This is a genomic window from Microbacterium sp. LjRoot45, from assembly GCF_964253325.1.
Lineage (GTDB): Bacteria > Actinomycetota > Actinomycetes > Actinomycetales > Microbacteriaceae > Microbacterium.
The window spans coordinates 2,542,256-2,555,003 of record NZ_CAXUQM020000001.1 but is presented as its reverse complement, the minus strand read 5'-3'; the positions used below and the strand labels follow the sequence as shown (position 1 = coordinate 2,555,003).

Annotated in this window: 12 protein-coding genes; 6 read left to right on the top strand and 6 right to left on the bottom strand. The window is 73.1% G+C overall.

Going from position 1 to position 12,748, the window contains the following annotated elements; all coding sequences use genetic code 11:
* Positions 1-14: 14 nt before the first annotated feature.
* From ACSQ18_RS12185 to ACSQ18_RS12170, 4 genes are read right to left on the bottom strand one after another with little or no spacing between them, the layout of a single operon-like run.
* Positions 15-416 carry a glucose-6-phosphate dehydrogenase gene (locus ACSQ18_RS12185; protein ID WP_436037655.1) on the bottom strand — a complete coding sequence of 134 codons (402 nt, stop codon included), beginning with the start codon at positions 414-416 and terminating at the stop codon, positions 15-17.
* Positions 413-811, bottom strand: coding sequence for a VOC family protein (locus ACSQ18_RS12180; RefSeq protein WP_436037654.1), 399 nt, complete (start codon positions 809-811; stop codon positions 413-415). Before ACSQ18_RS12180 ends, ACSQ18_RS12185 begins: the two co-directional genes overlap by 4 nt.
* Positions 805-3,717 carry an ATP-binding cassette domain-containing protein gene (locus tag ACSQ18_RS12175; RefSeq protein WP_436037653.1) on the bottom strand — a complete coding sequence of 971 codons (2,913 nt, stop codon included), beginning with the start codon at positions 3,715-3,717 and terminating at the stop codon, positions 805-807. The genes ACSQ18_RS12180 and ACSQ18_RS12175 overlap by 7 nt, the downstream gene beginning before the upstream one ends.
* Positions 3,714-4,256 carry a hypothetical protein gene (locus ACSQ18_RS12170; protein ID WP_436037652.1) on the bottom strand — a complete coding sequence of 181 codons (543 nt, stop codon included), beginning with the start codon at positions 4,254-4,256 and terminating at the stop codon, positions 3,714-3,716. The genes ACSQ18_RS12175 and ACSQ18_RS12170 overlap by 4 nt, the downstream gene beginning before the upstream one ends.
* A 65-nt stretch (positions 4,257-4,321) precedes the next feature.
* On the opposite strand from ACSQ18_RS12170, the gene ACSQ18_RS12165 reads away from it, so the two are divergent.
* The 3 genes from ACSQ18_RS12165 to ACSQ18_RS12155 all read left to right on the top strand — a co-directional run bounded on the left by ACSQ18_RS12165 (position 4,322) and on the right by ACSQ18_RS12155 (position 7,518).
* Positions 4,322-5,239: a 1,4-dihydroxy-2-naphthoyl-CoA synthase gene (locus tag ACSQ18_RS12165; protein WP_301037997.1), complete on the top strand. Its 918-nt coding sequence runs from the start codon at positions 4,322-4,324 to the stop codon at positions 5,237-5,239.
* Positions 5,240-5,303: 64 nt separating this feature from the next.
* On the top strand, positions 5,304-6,503 hold the full coding sequence (locus ACSQ18_RS12160; RefSeq protein ID WP_436037650.1) for an AMP-binding protein: 1,200 nt from the start codon (positions 5,304-5,306) through the stop codon (positions 6,501-6,503).
* 25 nt (positions 6,504-6,528) lie between these two features.
* Positions 6,529-7,518 (top strand): 1,4-dihydroxy-2-naphthoate polyprenyltransferase, encoded by a 990-nt coding sequence (locus tag ACSQ18_RS12155; RefSeq protein ID WP_436037649.1) that lies wholly within the window; start codon positions 6,529-6,531, stop codon positions 7,516-7,518.
* A gap of 76 nt (positions 7,519-7,594) precedes the next feature.
* Here ACSQ18_RS12155 and ACSQ18_RS12150 read toward each other — a convergent pair whose 3' ends face one another.
* Complete coding sequence (locus ACSQ18_RS12150; RefSeq protein ID WP_436037648.1) at positions 7,595-7,870, bottom strand: DUF4229 domain-containing protein; 276 nt, start codon at positions 7,868-7,870, stop codon at positions 7,595-7,597.
* A 129-nt stretch (positions 7,871-7,999) separates the two neighbouring features.
* On the opposite strand from ACSQ18_RS12150, the gene ACSQ18_RS12145 reads away from it, so the two are divergent.
* From ACSQ18_RS12145 to ACSQ18_RS12135, 3 genes are all read left to right on the top strand, one after another.
* Complete coding sequence (locus ACSQ18_RS12145; RefSeq protein ID WP_436037647.1) at positions 8,000-8,470, top strand: PLDc N-terminal domain-containing protein; 471 nt, start codon at positions 8,000-8,002, stop codon at positions 8,468-8,470.
* 1 nt (position 8,471) lies between these two features.
* A complete protein-coding gene (menD, locus tag ACSQ18_RS12140; protein ID WP_436037646.1) occupies positions 8,472-10,271 on the top strand; it encodes a 2-succinyl-5-enolpyruvyl-6-hydroxy-3-cyclohexene-1-carboxylic-acid synthase in 1,800 nt (599 codons plus the stop codon).
* Positions 10,272-10,412: 141 nt separating this feature from the next.
* Positions 10,413-11,276 (top strand): PPK2 family polyphosphate kinase, encoded by an 864-nt coding sequence (locus ACSQ18_RS12135; protein WP_436038438.1) that lies wholly within the window; start codon positions 10,413-10,415, stop codon positions 11,274-11,276.
* A gap of 85 nt (positions 11,277-11,361) precedes the next feature.
* On the opposite strand, the gene ACSQ18_RS12130 is transcribed toward ACSQ18_RS12135, so the two are convergent.
* On the bottom strand, positions 11,362-12,639 hold the full coding sequence (locus ACSQ18_RS12130) for an isochorismate synthase (protein ID WP_436037645.1): 1,278 nt from the start codon (positions 12,637-12,639) through the stop codon (positions 11,362-11,364).
* Positions 12,640-12,748 lie beyond the last annotated feature (109 nt).

Sequence of the window (12,748 nt, the reverse complement as noted above, 5' to 3'; positions counted from 1 at the left end):
GATCGAGGGTGCGGTCAGCTCACGCGCTGGCCGCACATGCCGCAGACGCCCGTCGCGGGCACCTCGACGAAGCAATCCGGGCAGAACACCGCCGGCCGCTCGGGGATCGTCGGGGCGGCGACGCGTGTCGACGACGACGTGCTCGGCGCACGGCGCGCGCGGGGCGCTTTGGCCGGGGCGGGCTCTGGCCGGGGCGCGACGACCGGCCGGTGCTCGAGGCAGTAGAACCGGACGAACCCCGCCGGGTTGTTGGGATGCCGGTGCTTCACGACCCACAGGTCTTCGCGCTCGCGCAGTTCCGAGCCGGGCCCGCAGGTGGCGCAGCGGGTGGGCTCGCCGGGAACGGCATCCTCGGCGCGCAGCGGTGTGTCGAACGGGAGCGCGTCGCGCCAGTCGGAGGAGGTCCTGATCTTCATGACGACTCCAGCTTCCCACGGTGCGCGGCCCAGCCGGTCCAGTCGGCCGCGTCGATGACGCAGAACCTCACGCCCTCGGGGTCTTCCATGATGAGGTAGTCCGCGTCGTCGGGCCGCTTGTCCCAGGGGACGACCCGCGCACCGAGGGCGGTGAGCCGCTTGACTTCTGCGGCCTGGTCGTCGGCGTAGAGGTCGAGGTGGATGCGCGGCGGAAGGGTGCGCGGTGCGGGCACGGCGTCGAGCGAGACCGAGGGGCCGGTGCCGGTGCGCGGGCGCAGCAGCGCGAAGTCGGGCGCGGCGGGTTCCCGCACGACGTAGTCCAGGGCCCGCGTCCAGAAGGCGATCTGGGCGTCGAGGTCGTCCACCCGGATGACGATCGATCCGACGATCAGCATGAGGCCTCCGCCGGCAACGGTACCCGGCTCGCGCGCGTCGGTGAAGCGGGGGCGGCGACGGGCTTCGCTCGCCGCAAGGACGCGAGCACGGCGCGCCCCACGAGCGCGATGCCGACGACCGTCGTCACGGCGCGCAGAGTGTCCCACGTGGCCGTCGACGTCACGAGCGTGTAGACGAGGAAGTTTCCGAGGTTCTCGCCCAGCGGTCCGCCGGGCACGTACGAGATGCTCGTGTCGCCGGCGACGGCGAACGGCCAGAACCACAGGTTCATGACGAGGCCGAACAGATACGACGCCAGGATGCCGTAGACGCACAGCATGACGATCTCCGCCGCCCCGCGCAGGCGTCGGGGCAGCAGTCCCGCCCCGGCGGCCACCCAGCCGCACGCGAACATCTGGAACGGGAGCCACGGGCCGACTCCGCCCCACAGCAGCGCCGACAACGCGATCGAGGCCGCTCCGAGAAGCAGCCCGAAGCGTGGGCCCAGCGCGCGCCCGGCGAGGATCAGCAGGACGAAGAGCGCCTCGACGCCGCCGACGCCGGTGCTCGCGATCCGCACCGCGGCCCCGATCGCGGCGAGCACGGCCAGGAGGGCCAGCGTGTGGGCCGAGCGCACCGAGGCGTCGAGCGCGGCGAGCACCACGACGACGGCCAACGGCGCCAGCGACAGGGCGATGACGGGAACGGCATCCTGGGCCTGCGCTGGCACGGCCGCCGCCGCGAGCGGCCACGCGAAGGCGGCGATCGCGGCCACCTGACCGACCGCGAGGGCCACCGTGCGCCACGACGCACCCCGGCGGGACGCAGCTCCCGGGTTCTTCGGGGCGGAAGGGGTCGTCGGGATGGAACGGGTCGAGCGCGTGGCGGCGAGCGGTGCGGGGGCGTGCGTGGTCGTGGGCGCGGCAGGGGAGGGGGCCGGGGTGTGTGTGGTGGTCTGCGTGTCGGCGGTCAGTAGCCCGTCGCGCAGGTGGAGGACGCGATCGGCCAGCGCTGCGACGAAAGCGGCATCGTGGGTCGCGACGAGCACCGCGGTGCCCGCGTCGGCCTGCGCCTCCAGCGCGCGCCGCACGAGCTCGCGGGCGCGCGGGTCGAGACCTCGCGTGGGCTCGTCGACCAGCAGCACCGCCGGGCGGTGGGCCGTCTGCAGCGCGATCGCGAGGCAGCGTCGCTCACCCGCCGACAGATCGCGCGGATGCCGTCTGCCCCACGCGTCGAGAGCCGCCTGCTCGGGCACCCGACCGGTCGTGTGCTCGGTGGTGGCCCGGCCGGGTGACTGATCCGTGCGTCCGAGGAGGCGGGCGAAGCGTGCGAGGGTGGTTCCGGGCGTGGCGGAGGCCCGCCGGTCCGCCCGCCGGCACTCGGCCGCGACCGTGTCTCGCACGAAGAGGTCGTCCGAGGCGTCGGGGACGAGCGCCACGCGGCGCCCGGGCGCGGGGGCGCCGCCGGTGCCGGTGGCGAGGGCCACGAGCAGACTGGACTTGCCCGCACCGTTGGGCCCCGTGAGGGCCACGCACTCGCCGGCGTGCAGGGCGATCGAGGCGGCGTCGACCGCGACCCGCTCGCCGTGGCGCACGGTGACGGCATCCGCCCGGAGCGCGACGGCAGGGTTCGGTGTCGCGCCTGCTCTGTCGGCATTCCGGCCAGCGATGGGTTGCCGCTCGCCCGCGGGCGCCGTCTCGACAACGCCCGCACCCTCGACGACACCTGCAGCTTCGACGACCCCCGCACCCTCCACGACCAGGAGACGGTCGGCGATACCCGCCAGTGCGTCGATCCGGTGCTCGGCGACGACGACGCACATGCCCGCGTCGTGCGCGAGAGCTCCCAGGAGCGCGACGATGCGCGCCCGGGTCGCGTGATCGAGGTCGGCGAGCGGCTCGTCCACGAGGAGCAGGATCGGGTGCTCCACGATCGCCGCGGCGATGGCCACGAGGGTCGCCTCCCCGGCGGAGAGGTCGCGCACGCGACGGTCGAGGAGCCCGATGATGCCGACCCGCTCGGCGACCTCGCGCACGCGCGCCGCGCGCAGGACGGATGCCACGCCCCGCAGCTCCAGGCTGAGGCCGATCTCCTCGTCGACGCGGCCCGCGGCGAACGACTCCCTCGGCTGCTGGAGCACGACGCCGACCGTGCGGGAGGTGTCACGCGGCGGCGTCGTCCGCCGATCGAGCCCGACGACGTGGATCGTCCCGCTCGCCCAGCCGCCGTCGACGTGCGTGTGCAGTCCGCTGAGGGTGCGCAGCAGCGTGGACTTCCCGGCGCCCGTCGCGCCCGCGACGGCGACGAGCTCGCCGGGGGACAGGGTGAGCTCGGGCACCGTGACGACGGTGCGGTCGGCGAAGCCGGCGGCGGCATCCCGCACGACCACGGGGTGCGCGCAGTCGCCGTCGAGGCCGCGCCCCGCGTAGCCGCGCAGTTCGAGGGCGGCGGCGAGGGCCGTCGCCCGCTCGATGGTCCGCTCCAGCACGGGCGACAGTACGCGCAGCCCTCCTCGGTCGCCGCGCAGCCGCTGCGCGAAGCGCACCGCGCGCACGCCGTCGACCAGCGCCGGCAGTGTCGCCCACGCGACGGCGAGGGCGCGCGCGAGCCCGTGGAACGGGCCGGATCGCGCCCCGCGGGCGAGCAGTCGCGGCAGGTCGACGAGGGCGTTGAGCAGCCCGAACGCGAGGATCACCGCCGCGATCGGCACGGCCGACAGGGCGGCCGCCGCGAGTCCGCCGGTGGTCACGGGCCCGAGCAGCTCGACGTGGTCGAGCGGGGGCGGCATCCGGTATGCGGGAAGGTCCAGCAGCAGGATGCCGTCGCCGTCAACCCCGTGGAAGAGAACCCGGTAGACGACCCGGACGACGATGAAGCCGACGGCGAGCGCCGCGGCCGCACGCAGCGGTCCGGGTCGGAGAGTCACGACGTGGGTGCGGCCGGGGCGCCGTCGAGGGTGAAGAGGAGGCCGATGCTCTCGCCGGGCTGGGCGGTGAGCGTTTCGGCGCCTTCCTGCGCGTAGCCCCAGTCGCCGCCGGCGGGCTTGACCCAGAGGGCCCAGTAGCCGAACGCGGGCGACGACGTCTCGCACGTCTCGACGTAATCGGGGTCTTCGGTCGACCCGAGGGGTGCGTCGTCGGACGGGAGGCCGTTCACGCGGCAGATGAAGTCGGGGAACTCGGTACTGCCCTGCAGGGTGACCCCGGCATCCTCGAGGAGGTCGGTGACCGCGAGCGGCCCGTCGGTGGTGCGGCACCATTCCTGCGTCGATCCGCCTTCGAGGGCCGACGAGTCCACCGAGAGCGTGACCCCGGTGTCGTCGGTGCAGGCGCCTTCGGCGACGACGGATGCCGTAGTAGGCGAGGGTGTCGTGTCGGGCGTGTTCGAGGTGGCGGTGCACGCGGCGAGGGATGCCACGAGGGCGGCGGCCGAGGCGAGGGCGAAGAGGCGGGTCTTGACGGTCACCGATCCAGGCTAGGGGGTGGTGCGGGGGCGGTGTCGCCGCATGACGCTCCGCGTAGGCTGGGCGCATGGTCGAGTCCGAGCCTTCGCGGGTGTCCGAGCTGTTCGATCCGGCGCAGTGGTCGGCCGCGCCGGGGAGCGAGGCGTACACCGACATCACGGCGCACGTGTCGACCGACGGACGGATCGCCCGCATTGCGTTCGACCGGCCGGAGGTGCGCAACGCGTTCCGTCCGCACACCGTCGACGAGCTGTACCGTGCGCTCGACATCGCCCGGCAGGACCCGCGGATCGGTGTGGTGCTGCTCACGGGCAACGGCCCCAGCCCGAAGGACGGCGGGTGGGCGTTCTGCTCGGGAGGCGACCAGCGCATCCGCGGTCGCGACGGCTACAAGTACAGCGAGACGGATGCCGTGACCGACCCTGCTCGGGCGGGGCGGCTGCACATCCTCGAGGTGCAGCGGCTCATCCGCTTCATGCCGAAGGTGGTCATCGCGGTGATCCCGGGATGGGCGGCCGGCGGCGGTCACTCGCTGCACGTCGTGTGCGACCTGTCGGTGGCGTCGGCCGAGCACGGCCGCTTCAAGCAGACCGACGCCGACGTCGGGTCGTTCGACGCGGGCTACGGGTCGGCGTACATGGCGCGGCAGGTGGGGCAGAAGGTGGCGCGCGAGGTGTTCTTCCTCGCCGAGGAGTACTCGGCGCAGCGCGCGTACGAGATGGGCGCCGTGAACCGGGTCGTGCCGCATGCCGACCTCGAGCGGGAGGCGATCGCGATGGCGCGGACGATCCTGACCAAGTCGCCCACCGCCATTCGCATGCTCAAGTTCGCGTTCAACGCCGTCGACGACGGGCTCGTCGGACAGCAGGTGTTCGCCGGTGAGGCCACGCGCCTCGCGTACGGGACCGACGAGGCCGTCGAGGGACGCGACGCGTTCCTCGAGAAGCGCGACCCCGACTGGTCGGCTTTCCCGTACCACTTCTAGTGAGCGCGGCACTTCTGATGGACGCGGTACTTCTGATGAGCGCGGCACTTCTGACGGGGATGCCGTGAGGCTCGAGACCGTCGACGGCACCGATGCGCGCGCCGTGCTGCGCGGGCTGCGGGGAGCCGTGCTCGGCGCGGGTCCGGCGATCGTCCTCGGCGGCCGGCCCGGCGGCGCGGGGGTCTCCGCGCCGTCGCCGGGGGACCCCGACCGCGAGGTCCCCCCCGGGACGGCGGTCGTCGTGACGACGTCGGGCTCGACGGGCCTCCCCAAGTCGGTCGTGCTGAGCCGGTCGGCTCTCACGTCGTCGGCCCTCGCGACGGCCGAGCGGATCGGTTCCGGCGCGTGGCTGCTCGCGCTCCCGCCCGGTTACATCGCGGGGGTGCAGGTGCTCGTGCGCGCGCTCGTGAGCGGGCGTGAGCCGGCGATCCTCGCCGGGGCGTTCACGCCGCAGGCGTTCGCGGCGGCCGCGGGGGCCATGGCGTCGAGCGAGGGCGGGGTCGCGGTGCCTGCCTACACCTCGCTCGTGCCGGCGCAGCTGCAGACGCTGCTGGACGCGGAGGATGCCGGCATCCGCACGGGCCTCGGACGCTTCGCCGCCGTGCTCGTCGGGGGGCAGGCGCTCGCTCCCGCGCTCGCCGAGCGCGCCGCCACGGCGGGGGTGAGGATCGTGCGCACGTACGGGTCGAGCGAGACGAGCGGCGGCTGCGTGTACGACGGGGTGCCGCTGCGCGATGTCGCGGTGCGGATCGTCGACGGCGAGATCCACCTGTCCGGTCCGATGCTGGCCGACGGCTACGAGGGCGATCCGGAGCTCACGGCCCGGGCGTTCCCGCGCGACGGCGATGGTCGGCGCTGGTACGCGACGGGCGACGCCGGCTCCTTCGACGGCGGCGTGCTCCGCGTCACGGGCCGGCGCGACAACGTCATCGTCTCGGGCGGCATCAACGTGTCGCTCGATCGCGTGGAGCGTGTCGTGCGCGGGATGCCGGGGCTCGATGCGGCAATAGTCGTCGCGGTGCCCGATGAGCGGTGGGGCGAGGCATCCGTCGTCGTCCTTCCCGACCGCGCGCTCGCCGGCCGCGACTCGACCACCGTTCTTGCGGAGGTGCGCGCGACCGTCGGCGACGCGGTGGGAGCGCCCGCGCGTCCCCGCGGCATCCTGTCGGTGCGGGAGCTCCCGCTCCTGCCGAGCGGCAAGCCCGATCGGCGCGCGCTCGCCGAGGCCGCACGTCGGGCCGCTCCCTCCGAGGCAGCTCCCTAAGAGCCGCACTCTAAGATGAGGGTTCGTGGCAGCCAGCACCCGTAAGAACACCCGCAAGAAGAAGTCCGGCAGCAAGAGCGCGGCGCGTACCGGCGGCAACCCGCAGAAGGTCCGCGTCTCGGGAGATCCCCGCCAGGTCGCTCGGGCCACCGCCGGCGACTGGATCGCGGCGGCGCGGCTACGCACCCTCCCGTTGGCGATCGCGCCCGTCGTGATCGGAACGGGCGCCGCGCGCGTCGTCGACAATCGCTTCCACTGGCTTCTCGCTCTCGCGTGTCTGCTGGTCGCGCTGGCGTTGCAGATCGGCGTGAACTTCGCCAACGACTACAGCGACGGCATCCGCGGCACCGACGATCACCGGGTGGGTCCCGCGCGACTCACAGCCTCTCGCAAGGCGTCGCCGCGGGCGGTGCTCACGGTCGCGCTCGTGTTCTTCGGGATCGCCGCGGTGGCGGGGATCGCGATCGTCGTGCGCACGGGGCACTGGTGGATGCTGGCGGTCGGCGCCGTCTGCATCGTCGCCGCCTGGTTCTACACGGGCGGCAAGCGGCCGTACGGCTACTACGGCCTCGGCGAGGTCGCCGTCTTCGTCTTCTTCGGACTGGTCGCGACGCTCGGCACGACGTTCGTGCAGGCCGGTGTGCTCCCCGACGAAGCGTGGTTCGGCGCCGTCGCCGCCGGCCTCCTGGCGTGTGCGGTGCTGCTGGCCAACAACCTCCGCGACCTCGACCAGGACCGTCTCGCCGGCAAGCGCACGCTCACGGTGCTCATCGGCAAGCGCGCGACGCAGGTGCTGTTCACCCTGCTGATCCTCGCGCCGTTCGTCATCGCCGCCGTGCTCGCGCTGGTCTATCCGATCGCGTGGCTGTCGCTGCTGGGGCTGCTCCCCGCGCTGGCCGCCGTGCTCATCGTGTGGACCTACCGCGACCCGCGGGAGCTCGTGGTGGCGCTGAGCGTGACCTCGCTCACGGCGCTGGCGTACGCCGGCTTCCTGTTCTGGGCGTTCGTCGGCTGAGGGCGCGGATTACTCCGGCGGCTGATCACTCCGGCCGGCTGATCACTCCGGGCGGCTGATCACTCCGGGCGGCTGATCACTCCGGGCGGTCGGTGACGGCATCCTCGACGTCCTCGTCGGTCGCTTCACGAGCGGCACGCCGAGAGGACTGGCGCGCGGCGAGGTCGGCGGTGAGGTCGTCGAGCGGTCGGCGCAGGAAGAGCATCGACAGGCTGAGGCCGATGAGTGCCGCGAACAGGGCGGAGAGCCAGTACTGCTCGCGCATGATCGGGATGAGCATCATGAGCCCGAACGGAACGAAGAAGGCCGCCAGCCGCAGAGCCGAGTAGACGAGGGCCGAGCGTGCACGCATGCTCCCAGTTTACGCGTGACCGCCGCACCTCTCCCGGCGTCGGCGCCGGCCGGTGCGCCCCGCGACAGGCCCGAGTGACGCCCAGGGTCTTCGGAGGCCGGTGGTCGCGCCGGAGCCTAGGATGGAAGGGTGGCGCGCGTGTACCTCATCCTGGCGCTGTTGGCCATCACTTTCTGGGTCTACAGCATCGTCGATTGCGCGTTGCAGCCGCCCACCCGCCACCGCGGGGTCAGCAAGCCCATGTGGCTGCTGATCGTCGTGCTGCTGCCGGTGGTCGGCGGCATCCTGTGGTTCGCGATCGGGCGCTCGCGCCGCCGGAGCGCCGTGATGTTCCGTGCGCCCGACGACGATCCCGACTTCCTCGGTCGCATCGGTACCGTGAGCGATCAGGACGAGCGCATCCGCCGCCTGGAAGAGGAGCTCGCCGCGCTCGACTCGGAGGCGGACGACCCCCGCGAGGGGCTCAGCGGTGACCCGCGCGATGACCCGCGCGACGACCTGCGAGGCGGTGACGGTGACGGCTCGGAGACTCCGGGTGCCACGCCGCCTGCCGACGGCGATGTCGACGGCACGCCCGGGCCCCGCGGCAGCCGCAGCTGACATGACCGCAGCGAGTGACGACGGGCGTTCCCCGGCGACGGATGCCGCCGCCGCTCTGCTCGGACGCCTCGTGGAGCGCGGCGTCGCGCACGTGGTCGTGAGCCCCGGTTCGCGGTCGCAGGCGCTCGCGCTCGTCGCGGCAGAGTTGGAGGCTCGCGGGCTGGTGCGTCTGCACGTGCGCATCGACGAGCGCGCGGCGGGTTTCACGGCGCTCGGAATCGGCCGCGAGACGGGGATGCCGGCCGCCGTCGTCTGCACGTCCGGCACGGCCACGGCCAACTTGCTGCCCGCCGCGCTCGAGGCGCACCATGCGGGGGTGCCGCTGCTGCTGCTGACCGCGGATCGTCCCCCGGAGCTCCGCGGCGTGGGTGCGAATCAGACGACGCGCCAGCCCGGCATGTACAGTGCCGCGACCCGGTGGGAGGCCGATCTCCCCGTGCCGGAGGACGTCGATCCCGACGGCGCCGGTGAGCAGTCGGCCATGCTGCGCCGCGTGGCCGACGAGGCCGTCGACGCGGCGCTCGGCGCGGGCACCCGTCAGGCCGGGCCGGTGCATGTGAATCTCCCGTTCCGGGAGCCGCTCGCGGGCGCGCTTCCGGCGTGGCTGGGAACACCTCCGCACGCGCCTCGCGTCGAGCCGCAAGACCTCGGCGAGCCGGTGGCCGTAGAGGCCGACCCGTCGGGCGCGCTCTACCAGGGCGGCGGGGGTATCGGTGAGTCGGACGTTCCCGCCGATCCCGACGACGATCCGTTCGTGCTCGTCCGCGGGCCGCGCACGCTCGTCATCGCCGGCGCGGATGCCGGGCCTGCCGCGGAGGACCTCGCCCACCGCGGCGGGTGGCCGCTCGTGGCGGAGATCGTCAGCGGCGCGCGCTTCGGCCGACAGCTCGTGCACGGCTACCGGGAGCTGTTGCGCGACCCCGACCTCGGGGGCCGCGTGGAGCGCGCGGTCGTCTTCGGGCATCCGACGCTCAGCCGCGAGGTGGTCGCGATGCTGTCGCGCGAAGACGTCGAGGTGATCGCCGTTCGCGGCCCGGGCGAGCCGCTCAACCTCAACGGCGAGACGGCGGCGGTCGACGGCGTCGTCGTCGCGGCCGGCGACGCGGACCGGGAGTGGCTGGGGGAGTGGATGCGCGCGTCGCGCGCGGCAGCGGTCGATCTGAGCCCGCCCGCGCCCGACGCGGAGGGCCTGGCATCCGCCGAGCCGAAGCAGCGGTTGGGGGCGATCGCCGCGGAGCTGGATGCGATCCGGGCGCCTCTCGATCGCGCCGCCCTCGTCGATGCGGTGTGGCGCGCGTCGTGGCCACACGACCGCCTGCTGTGGGCGGCGTCGCGCCTGGTGCGTGTGGCCGATCAGGTGCTGCCGGGCAAGAAGGTGCCGGTGCACGCCAACCGCGGCTTGGCGGGGATCGACGGCACCGTGGCGACCGGCATCGGGATCGCTCTCGCGAGCCAGCAGGACGGACGTCCCGGGGTCACCCGCATCGTCATCGGCGACCTGGCGTTCCTCTACGACGCGGGTGCGCTGCTGCTGCCGGCGGGCGAGACGGCGCCGCGCGTGCAGGTGATCGTCGGCAACGACGGGGGTGGCACCATCTTCGACGGGCTCGAGGTCGCGGGGGTCGCGGGGGAAGCGGCGATGGACCGCGTGCTCTACACGCCGCAGACCGTGCGGCTGGACGCGCTCGCGGATGCGTACGGCGCGCAGTATGTGAAGGTCGACACCCGCACGGCTCTCGATCAGGCGCTCACCGGTGCCGTCACCGGCATCCAGGTCATCGAGGTCGCCCTGACTCGCTGACGCGGCCCTGACGGGGTGGCTCTGTGCGGGGTAACTCTGCTGCACGGGGTGGCTCTGCTGCACGGGGTGGCTCTGCTGCACGGGGTGGCTCTGCACCGGCTGGCGCGTGACGCGGTGGCACTCCTCCGCCATGATGAGGTCATGACCGCCACCAGCCAGCACCACTGGAGCGCCGACCCATCCACGCTGCTGCGGGTGGGTGAGGGCTTCCGTCTCTCCGACGTCGCCCCGGACGCGACGCCCGGCTACGACGGCGACAAGAAGCACGCGCACGCCGACCTCGAGACGGGGGCGGAGCAGTTCGACGAGCTGCAGGAGCGGCTGTTCGCGCAGAGTCGCGAGGACGACGATGCTCCCGCGGTGCTTCTCGTCCTGCAGGCGATGGACTCGGCGGGCAAGGGCGGCATCGTTCGTCACGTGATCGGGGCGACCGACCCTCAGGGCGTGCATCTGAAGGCGTTCAAGAAGCCGACGGAGGAAGAGCTCGCCCACGACTTCCTGTGGCGGATCGAGCGGGAGGTGCCCAAGGCCGGGTACATCGGCGTCTTCGACCGCTCGCACTACGAGGACGTGCTGATCGGACGGGTGCGAGAGCTTGCGCCGCCGGAGGAGATCGAGCGGCGGTACGACGCGATCGTCGATTTCGAGAAGCGGCTGACGGATGCCGGGGTGCGCATCGTCAAGGTGATGCTGCACATCTCGCCCGACGAGCAGAAGGCGAGGCTGATGGAGCGTCTCGACCGGGCCGACAAGCACTGGAAGTACAACCCGGGCGACGTCGATGAACGCCAATTGTGGCCCGCGTACATGGAGGCGTATCAGACCGTGTTCGAACGGACCTCGACCGAAAATGCGCCGTGGCACGTCGTGCCGGCCAACGCCAAGTGGTACGCCCGCGTGGCGGTGCAGGCGCTGCTGCTCGACGCACTGGAGGAGATCGATCCGCAGTGGCCCGCGGCGAGTTTCGACGTCGCCGCGGAGAAGGCGCGTCTCGCCGCGACATGAGGCACTGCGGTGCATAGCGCGTCTCGCCGCGACGTGAGCAACGCGGGGCACGCGAGCGGCAGCCTGGGCGAGGTGGCCTACCGCGTCAGGCGAGGGCGTCGATGATCGGCCGGAACTTGACCCGTGTTTCGAGCATCTCGGCTTCGGGGTCGCTTCCGGCGACGATGCCCGCGCCCGCGTAGGCGGTGAAGGGCAGTGTGCCGGCGGTCACGGCGGGCCCGGTGGACGGCTCGGGCAGGTGGAACTGCGCGCAGCGCAGCGCGATGGCCCACTCTCCGTCGCCGTGCGCGTCGATCCAGCCGACGGGCCCGGCGTAGCGTCCGCGGTCGAACGGTTCGAGCCGGTCGATGACGTCGATCGCGGCGGCGGTGGGAGTGCCGGCGACCGCGGCGGTGGGGTGGAGGACGGCGACGAGGTCGAGGGCCGAGGCGTGACCGGCGAGGGTGCCTTCGACGTCGGTCGCCAGGTGCCACACGTTCGGGAGCTTCAGCATGAACGGTTGCTCTTCGGAGACGAGCGCCGTCGTGTGCGGACGCAGCGCCGTGAGCACGCTCTGCACCGCGAACTGATGCTCGTCGAGGTCTTTCGTGCTAGTGGCGAGAGCGACCGATGCGGTCGTGTCGGCATCGGCATCCGCCCCTCGCGCGGCCGTGCCGGCGAGTACGCGCGCAGTGACCGTTCCGCCGGAGACGGTGACGAGGGTCTCCGGGCTCGCGCCGATGAGGCCGTCCATGGCGTAGGTCCACGTGTCGGGGTAGGCGGATGCCAGTGCGCGCACGAGGCGGCGCAGGTCGGCGTCGGCGGGCACCGAGCCGGCGAGGTCGCGCGCGAGGACCACCTTGGCGACGTCACCGGCGGCGATCGCGGCGAGACCCTCGCGGACGGCGCCCTGATAGCCTTCGGGCGTCAGCGCGCCGGGGCCGAGTGTGGCGGACCAGTGCGGTCCGTAGCCGACGCGACGCGGTGAGGTCGCGGGAGTGTCGTCGCCCGGACCGATGTGGGTGATCCAGGAGCGACCGCCGCGGCGTCCGAGCACGATCGACGGGACCGTGAGGATCGCGTCGGCCTCTGACCGTCGGTCGAACGGGAATGCGCCGAAGGCGACGAGGCCGGTTCCCGGGATTCCGATCGGATCATCGATGGCGGCGGATGCCACGATGCCCTGCCACCAGGCGCTGGGGTCGGAGTCTTCGGCCCGCACGCGGTACTGCGCGGCAGCGCCGCCTGTGCCGACGAGGATGTCGCCGCGCCGGCTCCACACGATGGGGTCGGCGGCGTCGGCGTACTCGAGCATGTCGTCGATCGCATCGATCTCGCGGGTCACCGCCCGCAGCCGGGGGCTCCTGTCGGGCACGGAACTCACACCGCCAGCCTAATCCGGAGGAGCGCCCCCTGGATCGCGTCGGGGCGTGTGGTCTGCGCCAGCGTGGATCGCGTCGGGGCGTGTGGTCTGCGCCCGCGTGGATGACTCG